The following is a 19568-nucleotide window of genomic DNA, read 5'->3' on the forward strand; positions in this document are numbered from 1 at the left end:
CTGCGCACCTTCCACGGAAGGGTTGACCCCCCGCGCCCTGGGGACTATCTTAAGGGCATGGTTATGTTAAGTGGAGATTAATACATCGTGGAAAGGAGCGCTGGCATGGCCCTCAGTCCCTTTTTCACCGAGGAGCACGAGATGCTCCGCCAGAGCATCCGCGAGTTCACCGAGAAGGAGCTCGCGCCGCACGCCGACGAATGGGAGGAACAGGGAAGTTTCCCCGACTGGGTCTTCACGCGCCTGGGCGAGCTTGGCTTCCTCGGCCTCCACTACCCCGAGGAGTACGGGGGCGGCGGGGGCGATTACTTCACCAACATAGTCCTGGCGGAGGAGCTCAGCCGCTGCGGCAGCGGCAGCGTCAACATGGCCGTGGCCGTGCAGGTGGGCATGGCCACCCCTCCCATCCTGGCCTTCGGCACGGAGGAGCAGAAACAGAAATACCTGGTGCCCGCCATCAAGGGCGAGAAGATAGCGTGCCTGGGCATCACCGAGCCCAACGCCGGTTCCGACGTGGCCGGCATACAGACCTACGCCGAGAAGGTCCCGGGGGGCTGGAGGGTCAACGGCAACAAGATCTTCATCACCAACGGCGCCCGGGCCCACTTCATGACCCTCCTGGCACGCACCGAGAAGCGCAAGGGCTACAAGGGCATGAGCGTCTTCCTGGTGGACACGGACACCCCGGGCTTCGTCGTCAACCGCAAGCTGGACAAGGTGGGCATGCGCGCTTCGGACACGGCGGAGATATTCTTCGAGGACATGTTCATCCCCGAGGACGCCCTGCTGGGCGAGGAGGGACGCGGTTTCTACAACATCATGTGGGAGCTGCAGGGGGAAAGGCTCATCGGCGCCGCGGCGGCCATCGGCGGCGCGCGCCTGACCCTGGAGAGCGTGGTGGAATACACCAAGGAGAGGGTGCAGTTCGGCAAGCCCATCTGCAAGAACCAGGCCATCGCCCACCGCATCGCCGACCTGGCCACCAAGATAGAGGCCGCGCAGTCGCTGGTATATCTCTGCGCCTGGAAATACGACCGCGGCGAATACCCGGTGAAGGAGATATCCATGGCCAAGCTCATCGCCGCCCAGGTGGCCTGCGAGGTGGCCGACGAGGCCCTGCAGTTCATGGGGGGCTACGGTTACATGATGGAGTACCCGGTGCAGAGGGCCTGGCGCGACGCCCGCCTGGGGCGCATCGGCGGCGGCACGGACGAGATCATGCGGGAGATCATCGCCACCACCATGGGCCTCTACGCCTGAGGCTCAGGGAAGGTAGACCACGGCCTCGCCGCCCTTGAGGACGTCGCTCCCGTCCCCCTTCTCCGCCCAGACGTCCAGCACCACCAGGTTGCCCTCCAGTTTCTCGCGCACCCTGCCCCTGAAGGTGACCGTCTCCCCCGGGATGACCATGCCCCGGAACTGGCAGGACAGCTTCTTCAGGTACCCGGGGTCGCCGATCCAGTCCATGACCGTCTTGCCCAGCAGGGCCATGTTGAAGAGCCCGTGTGCGATGACGTCGGGGAGCATGGCCACGTCCCTTGCGAAGAAAGGGTTGGTGTGGATGGGGTTGAAGTCCCCGCTGGCCCCGGCGTAGACCACGGCGTCCATGCGGTCGAACGTATGGGAAAAACTGGGGATCTCCTGGCCCACCTGCACGTCCCCGTATCTCAAGTCGCAGAGCTCGGCCATCACGCGCCACCTCCCCGGATGATGAAGGTGGCCCGCGAGCGGCACACCAGCTCGCCCCGCTGGTTGCGCGCCTCGCCCTCGTAGACGATGAAATCCAGGTTGCCTTTTTCGTAGATGTCCGCCACCTTGCCCGTTTCGGTGATGACATCGTTGGGCTTGACCACCGTGAACCACTCGAACTCCTGCGCGCCGTGCACCAGCATGGCCAGGTTCAGCTTGATCTCCTGGTCCAGGAGGAGCATTCCCGCCCCCCGCAGCGCGTACACCGCGGCGAAGTTGGGCATGGCGATTATATCGCCGTACGCGGTACCCGCGGCGAACTCCTCGTCGTGGAAGATGGGACGGTAGTCCTTGGCGGCGGCGGCGTACTCCCGCATCTTCTCCCGGCCCACCTCGTACTTGATGGGGCCGTAGGCCTTGCCTATCCAGCGGTGATCTATCATGTACCTCCCTCCTTTTTGCTTTCCGCCGAGCGACGCGAAGCAAGGAAATTCTAACACCCGCCTCGCCGCGCGGACAATGCCGCGCGCGGCCCCGCTCCGTCGGAAGCGCCATGCAGGGGCTTCTTGGTACCGTGTGCGGTGCATTCGCATTATGGTACGGCGCGCAAGACATCCCCTTTTCTCAAACAGCGGCCCCGCCGCGCGGACAACACCGCCGCGCGCGGCCCCGCTCCGTGGGAAACACCTATCGAAACGTGCGGCATGGCGCAAAGCTCGCTCCCTGCAAGAGCGCCGTGCGGAATGCGTCACGGCGGGTTATGCGATGTTCTTCTTCCTGCGCGTAAGAAAAGGCGCTTGCCCGAGCCGGCGGGCGGCGACTTCGCGCCTCCTCCCTGGTCCGGGCAAGAACCGTTGGCAAGGCCTGTCAGGTCCCGGAGGGAACGGCTCATGCGCCCCCGGAGCCGTCGCGCGCGCAATCGCGGGCGCGGTCACGTTCGCGCAGGCAGTCGCCGGCGCAATCCCCGTCGCCGCTTCCCCCGGCAACGTATCCGCTACCGTACCGCCGCACGGCTCCCTCGGCTCCGGGCACTTCTTCCCCCGCGGGAGTCCCGTTGCCCTTGCGGAACTGCTCGCCGGTACCGTCGCACGGGCACTCTCCGTCCCTCTCGCGCAACTGCTCACGCAGGCGTTCACAATCACCGGCGCATGCGCCGTTCTCCACCTGCTCGCAATGCTCGCTTCGGGACCTGCATTCGCCTCCAGGGTTACAGCCTGCCGGCTCTTTCGCCAGCCCGCTCCGCGGCACCATCCCGCAACCCGGTGCATCGGATGACCCGCCTACTCCGTCGGCCGCCGCCACGGCAAGGCCCGCCGCAAGCAGAACGGCCACTCCCGTGATCACGGCGATCATGATCGCTCTTCTGGACATATTCTCACCTCCTTTTCCGTTTCTGAGCCTATATACGCATGCGCCTCCCCCCATATACGCCCCGTCCGAAAAGAAGGCGGGCGCGGGCCGCCGCAAGCGTTTCGTCATACCGGCCGGCGCGGAGATGTTGTTTAATCATATCGCAAGCGCGGAGGCGGCCCGGTTCCCCCCTTTCCGCGGAGATGGGACCACGATGCCCCTCCGCGTGGAGGCGGCCAAGCAAGGCGGGGCCGGGAAAAGCCCGCGGGGGCCTTGCGTTCATTTCTCGCGCGGGGGACGTATATAAGGACAGAAAGGAATATCGCTTGAGCACCTTGGAGGAACTGGCGGAAAGCGCCGCCGGCGGCGATAAGGAGGCGTTCGCCGCGCTGTACGAGCGATTGCTTGAGCCGGTCTACCGTTACCTTTACTGGAGCCTTTCCTCGCCGGAGGAAGCGGAAGACCTGGCGCAGGAGGCCTTCGTGCGGTGTCTCGCCAATATCGCCGCCTTTGACGCCCGCAAGGCGTCCTTCAAATCCTGGGTCTTCCGTATCGCCCATAACCTGCTGGTCGATCACCTGAGGCGCGGGAGAAGGACGCAGGAGCTCCCCGCAGAGCTGGAGTCGGGGCAGGAACCGCCGTCGGAGGCGGTGGAGGAAGAGGAGCGGAGGCGCGCTGTATACAGCGTGCTGAAGGAGCTTCCCGAGGCGCAGAGGCAGGTCATCGTGATGAAATATTTCACCGAGATGAGCAACGAGGAGGTGGGCGCGGTCCTGGGCCGCAGCCCGGGAGCCGTCAATGCCCTGCAGCACAGGGCGCTCAGGAAGTTGGGCAGATTGCTGGAGAAGAGGGGTTGGCACTGATGATGAGACGGAGAGAGAGGAGTGAAACGGCGCTGGAGATGAAGGCGGACGCCTTCCTGCGGGAAATCCCGCAGCCGCGCGTGCCGCGCGCGCTGGTGCATCACGGTGCGCAGCGCGCCGCCGCCATCGCCTCCGCCCGGCAGGCGGCGACGGGCAGACGCGTTTACCGCAGGCCGCTTCCCGCCCACCGTGCCGTCCTGGCCACGCTGCTCGCCGTCGTTCTCCTCGCGGGCACAACCTCGGCCACCTACGCCGCATCCATGGACGCCGCGCCCGGGTCCCTGCTCTACGGGAGCAAGATCTTCTTCGAGAGGACCCGCGTGTTCTTCACCGTCTCCCGCGCCGAGGATGCCAAGCTGGAGATGGAGTACAGCGAGCGGCGCATGCGAGAGCTCTCGCACATGATGGCCGGCGCTTCGGAGCCCGCGGCAGAGCGCTGGCTGCGGGAATACCGGCGCAACGTGGAGGGCGCCGAAGCCCTGCTTGACGGCCTTTCCGGACAGGAGGCTTCCCTGCTGGCCGCCCGCTTGCTGGAAACGCTGGAGGAGCAGGCGGCCGCGCTCGAGAGCATGCCGCGCTTTCCCGCGACCACTCCCGCCATGTCGTCCTGCCTGGAGGAGGCTTACAGGATCTGCGACGGGAGCAGGGCGCGCATGCGCAGGCGCTGCGGTGAAGGCTGCGATCACGAGGGAAAGCCGGGCTTACCCGGCAACGGTGAGGACAAGGGCGAAAGGGGCGGCGGAGCTGCCGTTGATGCGCCGGGCGACGCTACCTCCTTCTCCTGCCAGGAACAGGAAGCCATTACGACCTGCACCGCAACGTATCCCGGGGAAGGTGGGGTCTCACGCGGGGGCGTGACAACGGAGGGGGAGGCAAGCGGGGGCGGTACGCACGGGCAGGCGACCACGGGAGCGCGCGGCGACTTCCGTTCCGGAAATCACCGGGAAGATTGAGCCCTTTCCGGCCCGCGGAGACGGCCCCTCGACCCTTTTTCCCGACATGGGCGGCGCGGAGGGGGAGATGGACCGGGTCGCCTCCCGGCCCGGGGAACCGGACTTTCATCCGGCCCCCTATCCTCTATCTTCGCGCGGACGGTGCTGTGGGAAAATATTCCAGAGATGACCATGCAGGGTGCGCTCGACGCGGGCGCGGTCCGTTCCCGGGATGCGCGTTGCGGCGAAAAACCGGGGCCCATGAGCCCCTTGTGCTTTTTCCCCGGTTCACCCGCGGCTCAAGGCGAAGCCTCAACGGAAGCGGCGTTTTCCTCCCCTTCCGCCCCTTCCTCCGTGTTGCCATCCCCCGAAGCGCGATCCTTATCGTCCAGGACGATGAGTGGTATCTCCCCGGGTTTCACGTAACCCATCCTGCGCGCTTCGCCCTCGACGTATTCCTCGCTGAGGTCGCGTTCCAGCCTCTCCTCCAGCTCCCGCGTCTTCGCCTTCTCCTCGGCCAGCCTTTCCTCCGCCCGTAGCAGCGACCTCCTGCTCTCGACGACCCGCGTGACCGGGCGGTAGAGCACCGCGGCGATCAGTCCGAGGGCGATGAGAACAGCGACGAGCACCACCGCACGACGCTTTTTTCTCCTCACCGGCGAGACCTGCCGCCGGGATTGCGATGCGGCCGTGCGCGTTTCCTTCCTGCCGCTCTCCCGCCTGATCCCATGGGCATCGGAAATGCCGGCGCGCGTGCGCTCCTCCGCCCTTCCTCGGCGGACCCGTACGGTCGCAGAGCACGACCCCCTCGCCCCTTCAACTCTTGCCGTCCCGCTCATATCCTCACATTTTCACCAATAATGAGATTACACCACTTTTATTATCATTAATATCATAATATAACTTTAATTTACAAGCCCAACGGGTACAGGGGCCGGGCACGGGGTCGTCCGGAGATCGTTCTATGCCCGAGGGGACGCGTGGCTCTTTCCCGGGGTCAACACGGAAACACGCATCGCCTTAGGCACCCCGAACGCAAGCGACCTACCCTTACGTACGAGACGGGCCCTGAACCCTACGCGGTTATGCAGTGGATGGTGTTGGTGGTGGGCATTCCCGTCTGGCCCGGCGCCTTCAGCCCGGCGGTTATTACCAGCGTCTGCCCGGGCGCGAAGAGCCCCTCCTCGCGCGCCACTTGCTTCGCAGCGTCCAGCGTCTCCTCCACGCCGCCGTGCACCTCCACCAGGAGGGGACGCACGCCCCAGTAGAGGTTCAGGCGCCTGGCGACGGCAGGGTCGGGTGTGGGGGCCAGGATGGGCTGGCGCGGCCGCAGACGGCTCACCTGCCGCGCGGTGAACCCGGTTTCCGTGGGGGTCACTATGGCGCTGGCCTCCGTCTGGAGCGCGAGCTCGCATGCCGCCATGCACACCGCCTCCACGGCGCCTTTCCCGATCCAGCGGCGGCGTTCCTCCAGCCATGCGGCGTAATCGAGCGCGCCCTCCGCCGTGCGCACTATGCGCCGCATGGTCTCCACAGCCTCCACCGGGAAGGCGCCCACCGCCGTCTCCCCCGAGAGCATCACCGCGTCGCTGCCGTCCAGCACCGCGTTGGCCACGTCGGTGACCTCCGCGCGTGTCGGTGTAGGACTCTCCATCATGCTCTGCAGCATCTGGGTGGCGGTGATGGCAGGCTTCCCACGCCTGGCCGCCGCGGCGATTATCCTCTTCTGCAGGAGGGGTATCTCCTCCAGGGGCATCTCCACCCCGAGGTCCCCACGCGCCACCATCACCGCGTCGGCCGCTTCCACCACCGCCTCCAGTTCCTGCACCGCTTCCCGCTTCTCGACCTTGGCGATGAGCGGCAGTTCCCAGCCGTTCTCCCGCAGCACCCCGCGCAGGGCCTCAAGGTCATCCGGCGAGCGCACGAAGGAGAGCGCCACCCAGTCCACGCCGGCCCGCACTCCCGCCTCCAGGTCCGAGAGGTCCTTCTCCGTAAGGGAAGGGAGCGGCAGTCGCCTGCCGGGCAGGTTGATTCCCTTGCGCGAACGCAGCACGCCCCCGCTCACCACGCGGCATACCACCTCGGAACCCCGCACCCCCTCCACGGCGAGGACGATGGCCCCGTCGTCCAGGAGCAAGGTATCGCCCACGCTAACCAGCGTCGGGAACGCGGGCAGGTTGACGCTCACCCTCCGGGCGTCGCCCGCGACGGGCTCCCCGCAGAGGGAAAGCAGGCTGCCCTCCGCGAGTAACACTTCTCCTCCCGCGATCTCCCCCACCCGCAATTTCGGCCCCATGAGGTCCAGGATGATGCCCACCTCCCTGCCCGCGCGGCGCGCGGCCTCGCGTACCGCCTCCACCTCGGACCGGATGATGTCCGTGTCGGCATGCGAAGCGTTGATGCGCGCGACATCCATCCCCCCGCGTATCATGGCCTCAAGGGTCCCCACTTCCCTGCAGGCCGGACCGAGAGTGGCGACTATCTTGGCCTTGCCCGTTTCCATGATCCCTCCTCACCGCCGGGGAAGCGCGTCCTCGCCGACCGCCTCCCCTTGCGACCTCCCCTCACCGCAGGGCGAGCCGGTAGATGCCCCCCGCTCCCGCGTAGAGCAACGCGTTTTCCGTTCCCTTCCAGGCTACTATCTTCGGCGAAGCCTGCACCGCGGGGTAGCGGTGAATCGCCTCCCGTACCAGGTCCAGCACCTCCAGGCCCTTCTCGCCCGCATAGGCGACCCTCTCCCCTTCCCTGTCGGGATAGAACACGTAAGACGCCGCGTCCTCCCCCAGGCCGTCCGTGGACGCCTCCCTGAGCACGCGCCCGGAAGGCTCGACCTTGAACCACACCGCCCGCACCCCCTCTTCCTCCAGCCGGCGCGGGGCCACGAAGAAAAGTCCCGCAGGGCACCACCACAGGAAGCGCACCTCCTCGTCGCTGCGCAGGTAGTAATTCCATCCCGTGCCTCCCACCCTCGCCTCCTGCAAAAGGTAGCCCGCCCCGTCGTGCGCGTCCCGGGAAACGGTACGGCTCACCGACATGACGCGGTCGCCCGCCGGGCTCCAGGCTACCATTTCCTGCCAGGGCGCGAGGTAGGCCTTCTCCCTGCCGTTGCTCAACATGCACCAGAACTCCTTCTCCACCGTACCGGGAGGGGAAGCGGTCCACAGGATATAGTCACCGTGCGGGGAGGGCAGGGGATCCTCGTCGAAGGCTTCGCTCTCGGTGAGGTTAAGGGCAGCCGGCTCGGGCGCGGAGAGATCGAGCAACCATATATCCCCCCCGTCCTCGAAGGACAGCCTGTTCCCTTGCCCCACCCAGCGCGCCCTGAAGCCCTTCACTTCGCGCTGCCACAACGGTTCCCCCGCCGTGCCCTCTCCCAGGCGGTACACCGCGAGCAGGTTGCCGCCCCGCCCGCCTCCGGAGACGATCACGGAGAGCAACCCCCCGTCAGCGGACACCTGCATGGAAAGTACTTCCCGCTCCAGCGGCAGCAGGAGCTCGCCATCGCCGCCGACCTCCTCCACCCTGGTTCGCGGTATCATGACCATCCCGGAGAAAAGGCTCGCGATGTAATAGCTGAGCCCCACCAGCACGGCGCACGAGGCCGTCATGGCGATGATGATGAGAAGAAAGCGCCGCGAAACGCCCTCGTCCCTTCCCCTCTTTCCCCCGTACATGGCATCACATGGGATGATCCGCCGTATCAGCCACGCAGGGCCGCGGCTCCCGGATAGAGGGCCGCCCCTCCCAGCATCTCCTCTATGCGCAGGAGCCTGTTGTACTTGCTCACGCGGTCCGTCCTCGCGGGCGCCCCCGTCTTGATGAGGCCGCAGTTCGTGGCCACCGCCAGGTCCGCGATGGTGGTGTCCTCCGTCTCCCCGGAGCGGTGGGAGACCACGCAGAGGTAGCCGGCATGCCGCGCCTGCCGCATGACCTCGAGGGTCTCGCTTAGGGTGCCGATCTGGTTGAGCTTGATGAGGATGGCGTTGGCCACGCCCTCCTCGATGCCACGCCGCAGCCTCCCGGGGTTGGTCACGAAGACGTCGTCGCCCACCAGGGGAAGCCTGGCTCCCAGCCGGGTGGTGAGCAGTGCCCAGCCCTCCCAGTCTTCCTCGGACATGCCGTCCTCGATGAGCGCCACCGGGAAGTCTTCCACGAGTTGCCGGTAATAATCCACCAGCTCGCCTGGGGCGAATTCCCTGCCCTCGCCCGCGAAGACGTACTTGCCGTCCCTGAAGAGCTCACTGGCCGCCACGTCCACGGCCAGGGCCACGTCCTTCCCCGGCTCGTATCCAGCCGCGCGGATGGCCTCCACTATGGCCTCCAGCGCCGCGCGGTTGCTCTCCAGGTCGGGGGCGAATCCCCCCTCGTCCCCGATGCCCACCCTGAGGCCCATCTTCTTCAAGACTCCCCGCAAAGCGTGATAGACTTCCGCGCCGGCGCGCAGCGCCTCCCGGAAGGACTCCATCCCCCACGGGACCACCATGAACTCCTGGATGTCCACGTTGTTGTCGGCATGCGCCCCCCCGTTGAGGATGTTCATCATGGGCACGGGCAACACGCACGCCGCCGCTCCCCCCAGGTAGCGGAAGAGGGGCAGGCCGCAGGCGGCCGCGGCGGCCTTCGCCACGGCCAGGGAGACGGATAGGATGGCGTTGGCGCCAAGGCGCGACTTGTCCTCGCTGCCGTCGAGCTCCAGGAGGAGGCCATCGATCTCCTGCTGCCGCGAGGCGTCCATGCCCAGCAGCCGGGGGGCGATCACTCCCGTCACGTTCTCCACCGCCCTGCGCACCCCCTTGCCGCCGTACCTCTCGTCCCCGTCCCGCAGCTCCAGGGCCTCGAAGGCTCCCGTGGAAGCGCCCGAGGGCACGATGGCCCTGCCCACGGCCCCCCCTTCCAGGAACACCTCCGCCTCCACGGTAGGGTTGCCCCGTGAGTCGAGCACCTCGCGCGCCGTCATCCCCGCGATCTTCAACATCTCCACCTCCCGTGCGCTGCCATCTTTTTCCACCTAGTGAGCGCCTTCCCGCAAGGATCGCGTGAACCCCGCAACGCCACGGGAAAACCACGCCGCCCGGGAGTCTTGCTCCCCTGCGCCTCACGGGAACGCCAGGATTATTGTAAACGAAACTTCCCGCAATCCCATAACCCGCCGGTCTTTCACCGGCGATACGGGGGCGCACCGTCCCTGCTCAACTGCCCGTATAACCCTCGGCGAAGTACCAGGACCTGGAAGGAGAGTCCGTCCCCTGGGCGCAGCTGCCGCCGTCCCTGCCGCGGTAAAGGAAATACATGACGCGTTCGGCCGCCAGCGGCCCCGAGGCTTCCACGCGCGTGGAGAACTCGGTCTGCGCCATGCCCGGGAGGGAGTCCACGAAGACGGTGAAACGGCTGCGGGGCTCGATGTTCACCACCAGCTGCCGCGTGCTCCCGTCGGGGAGCATGAAGGTCAGGCGGGCTTCCACGGCATAGCCGTTGGGGTTCACCAGCGGTATCCAGGTGTCGAAATCTTCGGCGGTGTAACCTTCGGCGAAGTACCAGTCCTTCCTGTACTCGCGTATGCCTATAGCGTCGTGCCCTCCTTTTCTGCCGCCGTACGAGAAATACATGGCGCGCTCCGCCATCACCGGGCGGACGCTCTCCACCTGGGTGGAGAACTCCGTGTTCCCCATGCCCGGGAGCTCGTCCACGTGCACGGTGGCGCGTCCGCGGGCCGGCACCACGACGTTCAGCTCCCGCGTGGTGCCGCTGGGGAGCATGAAGGTCAGCTTCGCCGGCGTATCGCCCTGCTCGGGATTGGCGAGCACCAGCCAGGTGTCGAACTGTCCTCCCGTGTATCCCTCCGCGAAAAGCCACCTTGTCGCGGGCTCGGGTGCCCCCTCCGCCGCCGACCCGCCGGCCCTGTCACCGTAACCGAAGTACATGGCCCGCTCCGCCACCACCGGCCGGTCGCAAACCAGCTCCGCCGTGAACTCGCCGTCGCTCAGGCTCGGCTCCTGGTCCATCCAGATGGTCATGCGGGAGTTGGGGGCCAGGGTGTAATAGAGCTCGTCAACCTCGCCTTCCCTGCCGAGGAAGGAGGCCGTGAGGTGCGCCTCTGCGGGGTTGGGGTTCTGCACCGTGAAGAAGGTGTCGAAAGCGCCGGAGGTATACCCTTCGGCGAAATACCAGCTTGTGCTTGCCTCCTTCACCCCCATGCAGGCATGGCCGCCTTTGCGCTCGCTGCCCAGGAAATTGAAGTACATGGCACGCTCGGCCACCACCTCCCTGTCGCTGGAGATCCTCACTGAGACCTCCTCGTTCTGCACCACGTCGTTCACGAAGACGGTGCGCCGGCTGTGCGCAGGCACCAGGCAGGAACCCTGCACCGTGCCGCCCCCCTTGAGCATGTAGGTGATCTCGCAATGCGCGTCCTCTTCGCGCGGGTTCTGGATGCATATGTACTCGTCGAAGTTCTGCGAGGCCACGTAGAAGAAATGGGTCTTCAGCCCTACCACGGAGGCGAACAGGGTGCCCGAGACCACCTTGCTTCCCCCGCTCCCGTTCACGCGGACCTGCTTCACCCGCCCCGAGGTCCAGCGGGAGAGGATCTCGAAGCCGTAGAGTTCTCCCACCGCCGTCTCGGCGCGGGAGTTGAGCCTCGCCTCCAGCTCGGCCCAGCTCAGGGTGACCTTCCAGTCATGGTTCTGGTCGGGCGCGCATGCGTCGTCGGGGACGGGCCGCAGGTACGGATACGAGGCGGGGTTCCCGCCCCAGGCCTCGTCCACGCCGGCCGTGTACCCCCCGCAGCAGGAGCTGTAGGCGGCCACTACGGGCTGGCCGTTGTAGGTGATGATCTCTCCCGCGGTGGCGTTCACCGCGGCCACCGTGTTGGGCCGCGTCGCGGGGTTTATCTGCTCGTTGAAGGCCTGGCAGCAGCTCCCGTAGGGGCAGATGTCGTAACCGTCGCCGGCGTGCTTTCCCCGGGCTATACAGGAGAGGACGTAGGTCCTCGCCGCCACCATGAGCACGCGCAGGCCCTGCTGCGGCCAGCTGTCGGGCTCCTCCTGCAGGCGGTAGAGGTATTCCCGCATGGTGTACTGGCGCACCACCCCGTCGCGGCAGAGTACCCTGATCACCCTGTCGTCGCTGTCGCGGGAGAAGGAGATTCCGGTGTAGTAGGTGCGGATGATCTGGTGGTATTCCTCCCCCCGCAGGGCACGGTAATAGACGCCCGCCATGCACAACCCCACCCCGTGCCCGTAGCCGTGGCCGATGAAGGTGACGCTTCCGCCGCGGGCCGAGGCGGTACGCGCCCCCGGGAAGGGCTGCAGTCCCAGGCAGAGGAGGATCACGGCGACCGTCAAGGCCAGCATGAAAAGGGGCTTGCGCCGGCCACGCGGCCCCCTTTCCGGGGTGACATGCATCCCTCCCGGTGCGGCATGCGCCCCTATCCTACTCGCCTCGATCCTTCTCCCCGTCCTCAACCTCATAAACATCCTCATCTCACCTCCAGGAGCCCATCTCATCTCCCGGAGTCCATCACCCGGAAAGCGTCGCACTCTCTTTACGCCCATGCTCTCATGACTCTCATAAGGTACACAATATTCCATCAGAATTATTCAATCGCTTAATATTAAAACAATAATATTATCTATCAACAATAATATAATTGCAACACAGGAAAATGGGCGCAAGAAGCGAGTCCGGTCCGTTTTCTCCACCTATCACCTTTTCTCCACCTTGTCCGTCATCCCCACCGCTTACATGGGGCTCAAAACCGGGCTTGGGGCGCGAAAGCCCCCCTCTTTCCCCTTTCGGTTTCGAGTCCTGCGGGTATGACGGGCCAGCCGCCCGCAATGTTGCATCCCGCGACACGCACGTCGCAACGACTTTGCACGAGGATGTCCCGGAAACAGCGGCCCCGGGGCTTGCATGCGGCAAAACGAGGTAAATAAATGAGGGTGGTTAAGCGCATGGACGGTGATCGAAACAGATGGTGCGCTTACAGAAAGGACGCCCCACGGAAAGCGCGCCCACGGCCGGATCCGTCGGGTGAACGCGAGCGCCCCCTCCTTCCGCCGTGACGGGTCTTCCTCAGCGGGACGACCTCTCCCCGGCCATCCACAATCCGACCAGGGTATCCTCGTCCCTGCGCTCCAGCAGGCCCTCATCCTCGAGGGCCCTCACAGCCTGCCGCACCATGTGGGTGGGGCGGCAGAGCAGCACCGCCAGCCTGCTCTCGCTCACCAAGAGGAAGGGGTTGGCGGAAAAGAAATCCCTCACCTCTTCCTTCACCAGGGTGACAAAGAACGGGTTCTCCACCATCCTATCTCCGCATGTTCCATGTGATCCAAGCAAGCCCTCGGAAATCAGCACCACGGGGGAAACCGGCAAGACAACGTTCATGTCGGCAGGACGTTACTCTTGAAGCCCCTGTGTCGTGTCGCGCCGCTTGTCGCCCTCGCTACACAACAAGATCCATGGCGAAAAATATATCACCAGTCGCGGCGCTTGTCCATCATATTTCCCCAGCTCGCATGCCGGCTTCGCTACTTTCCCTCGACCTCGTTGGAGTATACCGCTCTCTCAACTGACATGAGCATCAGAAAACAGGTTGAACGCTTGAGAGATCACCCTTTCTTCGTCCAGGTTTGGCTTGCTTTGCCAGGATGATGGGGTGGCCTCTCGATCCTTTTCGATCCCGAAGCGCCTGCCGGAACGTCACGGCACCCCTGAACCCGGACAGCGATATGGAGATGCGTACCCCCGGGGCGGCATCTTCTACGCGCGGGACGAACGGCGCGGAAGCCATTCCGTGCTTCAGATGATACCCTGCTTGATGGCCTTGATGATGAGATGAGCGCGGTCCTCCACCTCCATCTTGCGGAAGACGTTTCGCAGGTGGGTTTTCACCGTGCTAAGGCTGATGTTGAGCTCGCGGGCGACCGCCTTGTTGCTGTATCCCTTGGCGACCAGCCTCAGCACCTCGTACTCCCTTCCCGTCAACGACATGCGGTCATCCCCGCCCTCTTCCGTCTCCCCCGGCAACCTGTCGCTGCGGTAGAAGGCGCTAAGCAGTTTCCCCGCAATGGCCTTGGAGACCAGGGGTACGCCCCGGGATGCGGACGTCACGGCCTCGAGGACCTGCTCCCTGCCGGAATCCTTCAAGAGGTAGCCGATGGCGCCCGCACGCAGCGCATCGGCCGCTATCTCCAGGTCATCGTAAACGGTCAGCATGACGCACTGGATGTGGGAGGTCCTGTGGTCGCTCTTGAGCCTGCGCACCACCTCCACGCCGCTGATGTCGGGGAGCTTGACGTCCACCAGCATCACCTGAGGCTGCACGTCGCTTGCCAGGCGCAGTGCCTCCTCCCCGCATTCCGCCTCCCCGACCAGCCGTATGCCGTCCTGCCCCTCCAGGAGACGGCGGATCCCCAGGCGAACGATCACCTGGTCGTCCACGACGGCCAAGCTTATCGCCTCTTCCAAAGCTACTCCCTTCACGCTTGCCTCAACGGCATATCGAACACCAGCCGCGTCCCCATTCCCGGCGCCGTCTCGACATGGAATACGCCCTGGCTCAACTCCGCCCTCTCCATCATCCCCTTCAACCCCAGGCACTCCCCGGCGGCCATCCTCTCCCTTATCTCCTCCCAGCGGAAGCCGACCCCGTCATCCTCGACCCTCAACTCCACGTGACCGTCGCTCCCTCCCAGGGACAGCCGCACCGCCCCGGCATGCGCGTGGCGTGCCACGTTGGAAAGCGCCTCCTGCGCCACCCGGAAGAGGGTGGTTTCCGAATAGGGATCCAGTTTTTCGAAGCTTCCCCAGGCATGGAAAGAAGTCCGGACACCGTTTTCGACCCCGAAGCGTTCCAGGTAGGAGGAGAGCGAGTTGCTCAGCCCCAGGACTTCGAGCGAAGAAGGGCGCAGGTCGGAGACGATGCGCCGCAGGTCCCTCATGCCCTCGCGCGCCTTTTCCCTTATTTCCTCCACGCATTCTTCCGCCCCCGGCAGCCCGAGCGCCTCCCCCCGCAGCCCGTCCAGCCGGTAGATGATATCGAGGAAGTGGGGAGCAAGCCCGTCGTGCAACTCCCTGGACACGCGTATCCTCTCCTCCTCCTGCGCCGTGGAGACTCCCTGCGCCAGGCGTCTCAGGCGCTCGCTCTTCTCCTGAACCTCCCGCATGAGCTGGGCGTTGCGCAGGGAAACGGACACCTGGGCGCTGAGGGCGACGACGTTGTCCAGCTCCTCCAGGCTGAAGGGGGTGCGGTCGAGTTTCCCTCCCAGCCACAAGATCCCCACCCTTTCCCCGCCCACCTCGAGGGGCACGGAGATGACCTCCCTGTGCCTGTTCCTCTTCCAGGTCGTCTCGCGTATCACGTCTCCATCGCGCACGCGCAGCACGCCGAAGTCGACGTAGGATAAGGGGCAGCCCCCCCCGGATCACCGTCTTGCCCAATTTCCAGTAGCTGGTAAAGTTGCCGTTGCGCGTCTCCATGAAAAAGGAGTCTTTCCACTCCCATACCATGATCCCCTCCCGCGCATTCTCATGATAGCGCGTGGAAGCGTGACCGGGGTGCGAGGAGAGCCCCAGCACGCGGTAGAACCCGCGCCCTTCGCCGCCCATGAGGGCGCAGACGGTGAGCCCGATGGACTCCCTCACCACGCGCACGACTTCCCTGGAAAGTAATTCCAGGTCGCCGACCGTGCGTATGGAGCGGCCCAGGTCCTGCAGGCATTTTCCCGCCCTGTCCTCGCTCTCGTACACGTAGCGCGAGACGAGGCCGCGCAGCCACGCCACCTCCACCGGGTAGGCCACGACCAGCGGCACCGCACAGGCGAGGAAGAGGAAAAAGGTGGTCCAACCGCGCGGCAGCCGCAGCCCGTAGGCGAAAAACGCGTAGAGCAGGCAGCACGCCGCCAGGTTGAAGACCAGGGCCGCGGCGTGGGCCATGGCCCCCTTGGCCGCCAGCCGAGAATCGAGGAAAAGCCCGTGGCGCATGATGCCGTAGGCGAGAAGGGCGACGGTGAGGATGCTCGCCTGGGGAGTGGTCACGCTGCCGCTCCAGCGCAGGTTCTGCACCAGGTTGGCCGCGAGCATGGGAAGCGGCGAGAGGGCGAGGAAGAGGAGGCCGCGTCGCGCGGGAGTGGAATCGCCGCGCATGCCTTCCCGGGCGAAGAGGAAGGACGAGAGGCCGATATAGGCGAAGCCCAGGGCGGTCAGGAACCAGAAGAACGGGGTGCGCTCCACCTCCATGCCGTGCAGGTTTTCCCAGGGGACGTAAGCCGTGTAGACCAGGTCGGTGGCGTATAGAAAGACCAGCCCCAGGAGAAAGGGCGCGTAGATCGCCGCGACGGCCGCTGCCGCCCTCCGCGGGGTCGCAAGGACACGCCTGGTGCGCGGGAAGAAGAGCGCGAGGACCAGGAAGGTGGGGATCAGGGGGAGCTCTCCCAGGCCCTGGAACCTTGTCCAGAATATCTTCCCCTGCAGGGACGAGGCGGTCGCGGTCATGGCGTCGCCGACGGCCCATAATGCCAGGCACACGGCCACCACGAGGAAGAGGGCGTTCGCAACCTGGCGTCGACCCCTGATAAAGACGTACAGGCCAATGGCCAGGCTGAGCAGTCCGGAAGCCGTGGTTATCGCCCTCGGTATATCGCCGCCCATGGGAAGATTATATCATCCGGCGCCTCCGTCCGGAGACGGACCCTTATCAGTGGCTTGCCATACCTTCTCCCGCTGCGTTCCCGAAGGCGAGCGGATCATGCAACCCGTTATCACCAGGGCGGAGGCGACATAGGCCTGCTGGGTGGAACGTAGATCTCGGCCCTCCGGAACTGTATGACCGTGGGAATGAGCAACAGTATATTGCTCGCCCTGTAACCCTGGATGGTGATCCAGAGGTTTTTCAATGCGCCGTTGATGTCGCTCTGGTTGACCAGTTCCTTCACGAAATAGGGGTTCATCCAGGCAACCAGTTCCCCCACGAGATCTACGGCCCCGGGGTTGCCGTTGATGGCCCCGGCGATCACGGTGCCGTCCAGGTTGGCGATGAGGTCCCTCAGGAAGTTGTAACCGTATGCGTCCAGGGAATTGGCCAGGTTGGCCCCGCTCATGAACGGCGAGCCCAGTATCCTCTCGATGAGGGAGTTTCCGGGATGCCGTGCGTACTCGGCGTTGATGGCGTCCGCGATGACCTTACCGTCCAGGTGCGGCAAGAGGTCGGAGATCACCTGCGGGTTACTGTTGAGCAGGCCGGCCACCACCGCGGGATCCAGGGCCTGCAGCAGCCACGTGGTCATCTGGGGGTTGGCGTTAAGGGCGAGGGCGATGGTGGCCGCGGTATCCGCGTCGAGCTGCGCCATCACCGAACGTATCATATCCTGCGCGGTTGCGTTCTCGTTGACCCCCTGGGCGATGAGGGGGGCCACCACGGACGCGTTCATGGTGTTGATGAGCATGGCCACCAGGCCCTGCCTGTCGGGATTGGCCTCCAGGCCCGCGGCCGACGCCTCGGCCACCTCCGGTCCCAGGTTTGCCAGCATGTTGCGCAGGAACTGGTAATAAGACGCCGGGTGCTCCGCGGTGCCGTTCTGCGCCCGGTAGCACGAGAGGTTCACGGCGTTGGCCAGGGCCACGGCGGTGTCCGGTGAGATGTTCTCGATGACCACGCGGAGGAAGTCCATGTTGTTGTTGATGCCGGCCGCCAGGGCGACTCCCACGTCCCCGCTGGTGTTGGCCAGAAGCCCGGTGAGAAGGTTGTCCGCCGGGTCGGGGGCCACGTTCTCGTTGATGCCCTGGGCCAGGGCCGCCGCAGTGTCCTCGCTGAGGTTGGCCACCAGCACGGAGACGATGTCCTGCCCCAGGGGATGGGTGGCCACGTGGAGGTTTATCCCGTAAGCCAGGTACTCCGCCGTGGTGCTGCTGGTATTGGCCAGGAATCCCCGCAGGAAATCCCGGTTCGCGTTCACCGCCGCGGCGATGACCGCCGGGTCCAGCGCCCCGACCAGGGCGGGGAGGAAATTCCTCCCGGCGTTGTAATTGTCGGTCATGCCCAGGGCGGAGTAGGTCCCCATGTCCCCACCCAGGTCGGCGAGGAGCGTCCGCAGGAAATCCGCGTTGTCGTTGAGCGCCCCGGCGACGGTGGCTGGATTCAAGTGCGAGATCACCGAGGCCAGGAAAGCCGGGTTGCGGTTGGAGCCCCTCACCATGGCCGCGGCCACAGGGGGAGAGATCTGCGAGAGGAGGTCGTAGACGAAGCCGGCGTGATCGCCCAGCGCCGCGGCTATGGGGGCCGGGTCGAGGTTGGCCAGCAGCGCCCCGATGAACTCCGGGTTATCGTTGAGCCCCCACGCCACCGGGCTTCCCAGCGAGGGAGGAAGCAGTCGCGAGAGCTCCTCGCTCACGCCCGGGTGGGCGTTGAGGGCGTTGGCCACGATGGCCGGGTCCAGGGCGTTCAGCGCCTCCACGATGAGGGCCGGGTTGGCGCCTATGCCCGCCGCCAGCCCCGCCCCCACCTGCGGGGAGAGCAGGGGGAGGATGTCGGCGGTCAGGCCCGGGTTGGCGTTGACCACGTTGGCCAGCACGCGCACGTCCAGGAGCCCCAGGATGCGCGAGAGCATGGATTGGTTGGAGATGAGGTCGGCCACGAAGCCGGGGTCGACGTAATCGGTGCTCTTCTTCACCAGGTCTATGGAGGAGTTGATGATGTCCGCCACCACCGCGGGGTCCAGGAAGTTCATGAGGTCGTTCACGAAATCGGTCGCGGACATGAGGGCCTTCGCCACCGGCAGCGGCTGCATGTAGGGAGCGGTGGCGGTGAGCATGGTGCTGCTGTTGAGTATGTCGGCTATGTATTCCGGCGAGATGGAGCGGGTGACGCGCACGGCCGTCGCCACGTTGGCGTTGAGCGCTCCCGCGAGCACGGCGGGGTTGAGGTAGCGCATGACGGAGGCCAGGAAGGGCCCGTTCTGGTTTATCACCCCCGCGATCACCGCCGGGTTGATGTAACCGAGGGAGGCGGTGAGCATGTTGCCGTTCTCGTTCACCACCCGGGCCACCACCACCGGGTCCAGTCTGGCCACCAGCGACGAGAGGAAGGGTCCGTTCTCGTTCACCACCCGCGCGGTGCCCGCCGGGTCCAGGAGCCCCATCATAGCGGTGAGGAAGGGCCCGTTCTGGTTTATCACCCCCGCGATCACCGCCGGGTCCAAATAGGACATGACGGCGGAGAGGAAGGGGCCGTTGGCGTTGATCCCCGCGGTCATCTTCTCCGCGTCCAGGTGGCCCAGGAGCTCGGCGAGGAAAGGTCCGTTGTCGTTCACTACCTGCGCGATCACCCTTGGGTCGAGCGAGGCCAGAAGGCTCGTGACCAGCTCGGTGGCGTTGTTGACCACGTAGGCCACCGCCTCCGGGTCCAGGTAAGGCATGACCGCCGAGGTGAAGTCGGGGTTCTCGTTGATCACCTGGGCGATGACGGGCAGCGTGCCCTCCTCCACCATGGCCGCCAGCAGCCGGGAGATGAACTCCGGGTTCTCGTTGAGGGCCTCGGCCACCGCCTTGGGCTCGGTGTTCTTGAGCATGTTGGAGAGGAGATCCACGTCCGAGGCCACCTTGCCCAGCAGGGGACCAAGGGGGCTCCGGGAGGGAAGCACCATGACCGCCCCCACCGCGAGGAAGCCCACCAGCAGGGCCACCACGGCTATGTTCACCACCAGCTGCACCGGTCTCTTCAGGAGGAACATCTCCCGCC

15 protein-coding genes and 1 pseudogene are annotated in these 19568 nt (G+C 65.6%); 3 read left to right on the forward strand and 13 right to left on the reverse strand.

All coding sequences use genetic code 11. From position 1 onward, the window contains the following. Nucleotides 1–105 precede the first annotated feature (105 nt). The gene (locus H5T73_00290) at nucleotides 106–1260 is read left to right on the forward strand and encodes an acyl-CoA dehydrogenase family protein (protein ID MBC7246205.1); all 1155 of its coding nucleotides are present in this window, start codon (nucleotides 106–108) and stop codon (nucleotides 1258–1260) included. Nucleotides 1261–1263: 3 nt separating this feature from the next. Here H5T73_00290 and H5T73_00295 read toward each other — a convergent pair whose 3' ends face one another. From H5T73_00295 to H5T73_00305, 3 genes are all read right to left on the reverse strand, one after another. Then, a complete protein-coding gene (locus tag H5T73_00295; GenBank protein ID MBC7246206.1) occupies nucleotides 1264–1689 on the reverse strand; it encodes a dehydratase in 426 nt (141 codons plus the stop codon). Further along, nucleotides 1689–2132, reverse strand: coding sequence for a MaoC family dehydratase N-terminal domain-containing protein (locus H5T73_00300; protein ID MBC7246207.1), 444 nt, complete (start codon nucleotides 2130–2132; stop codon nucleotides 1689–1691). Before H5T73_00300 ends, H5T73_00295 begins: the two co-directional genes overlap by 1 nt. A 445-nt stretch (nucleotides 2133–2577) precedes the next feature. Then, a complete protein-coding gene (locus H5T73_00305; GenBank protein ID MBC7246208.1) occupies nucleotides 2578–3060 on the reverse strand; it encodes a hypothetical protein in 483 nt (160 codons plus the stop codon). Between the two features lie 305 nt (nucleotides 3061–3365). On the opposite strand from H5T73_00305, the gene H5T73_00310 reads away from it, so the two are divergent. Continuing rightward, nucleotides 3366–3902, forward strand: coding sequence for an RNA polymerase sigma factor (locus H5T73_00310; protein ID MBC7246209.1), 537 nt, complete (start codon nucleotides 3366–3368; stop codon nucleotides 3900–3902). Then, entirely contained in the window at nucleotides 3902–4855 is a 954-nt protein-coding gene (locus H5T73_00315; protein MBC7246210.1) for a hypothetical protein, read from the forward strand. Before H5T73_00310 ends, H5T73_00315 begins: the two co-directional genes overlap by 1 nt. A 278-nt stretch (nucleotides 4856–5133) precedes the next feature. Here H5T73_00315 and H5T73_00320 read toward each other — a convergent pair whose 3' ends face one another. The 10 genes and pseudogenes from H5T73_00320 to H5T73_00365 all read right to left on the reverse strand — a co-directional run bounded on the left by H5T73_00320 (nucleotide 5134) and on the right by H5T73_00365 (nucleotide 19560). Further along, nucleotides 5134–5490 (reverse strand): septum formation initiator family protein, encoded by a 357-nt coding sequence (locus tag H5T73_00320; GenBank protein ID MBC7246211.1) that lies wholly within the window; start codon nucleotides 5488–5490, stop codon nucleotides 5134–5136. 419 nt (nucleotides 5491–5909) lie between these two features. Next, on the reverse strand, nucleotides 5910–7337 hold the full coding sequence (pyk, locus tag H5T73_00325; protein MBC7246212.1) for a pyruvate kinase: 1428 nt from the start codon (nucleotides 7335–7337) through the stop codon (nucleotides 5910–5912). A 61-nt stretch (nucleotides 7338–7398) separates the two neighbouring features. Beyond that, nucleotides 7399–8508: a hypothetical protein gene (locus H5T73_00330; GenBank protein ID MBC7246213.1), complete on the reverse strand. Its 1110-nt coding sequence runs from the start codon at nucleotides 8506–8508 to the stop codon at nucleotides 7399–7401. A gap of 26 nt (nucleotides 8509–8534) precedes the next feature. Further along, nucleotides 8535–9809 (reverse strand): phosphopyruvate hydratase, encoded by a 1275-nt coding sequence (gene eno / locus H5T73_00335; protein MBC7246214.1) that lies wholly within the window; start codon nucleotides 9807–9809, stop codon nucleotides 8535–8537. Between the two features lie 214 nt (nucleotides 9810–10023). Continuing rightward, a complete protein-coding gene (locus tag H5T73_00340; protein ID MBC7246215.1) occupies nucleotides 10024–12309 on the reverse strand; it encodes a SpoIID/LytB domain-containing protein in 2286 nt (761 codons plus the stop codon). Nucleotides 12310–12907: 598 nt separating this feature from the next. Then, nucleotides 12908–13138: a hypothetical protein gene (locus H5T73_00345; GenBank protein MBC7246216.1), complete on the reverse strand. Its 231-nt coding sequence runs from the start codon at nucleotides 13136–13138 to the stop codon at nucleotides 12908–12910. A gap of 495 nt (nucleotides 13139–13633) precedes the next feature. Continuing rightward, nucleotides 13634–14302: a response regulator transcription factor gene (locus H5T73_00350; protein MBC7246217.1), complete on the reverse strand. Its 669-nt coding sequence runs from the start codon at nucleotides 14300–14302 to the stop codon at nucleotides 13634–13636. Between the two features lie 11 nt (nucleotides 14303–14313). After that, the gene (locus tag H5T73_00355; protein MBC7246218.1) at nucleotides 14314–15210 is read right to left on the reverse strand and encodes a sensor histidine kinase; all 897 of its coding nucleotides are present in this window, start codon (nucleotides 15208–15210) and stop codon (nucleotides 14314–14316) included. A gap of 589 nt (nucleotides 15211–15799) precedes the next feature. Then, nucleotides 15800–16483, reverse strand: a pseudogene (locus H5T73_00360) (hypothetical protein). Nucleotides 16484–16593: 110 nt separating this feature from the next. After that, the gene (locus tag H5T73_00365) at nucleotides 16594–19560 is read right to left on the reverse strand and encodes a hypothetical protein (protein ID MBC7246219.1); all 2967 of its coding nucleotides are present in this window, start codon (nucleotides 19558–19560) and stop codon (nucleotides 16594–16596) included. Between the last annotated feature and the right edge of the window lie 8 nt (nucleotides 19561–19568).

It is taken from the genome of Actinomycetota bacterium (assembly GCA_014360655.1).
GTDB lineage: Bacteria > Actinomycetota > Geothermincolia > Geothermincolales > RBG-13-55-18 > JACIXC01.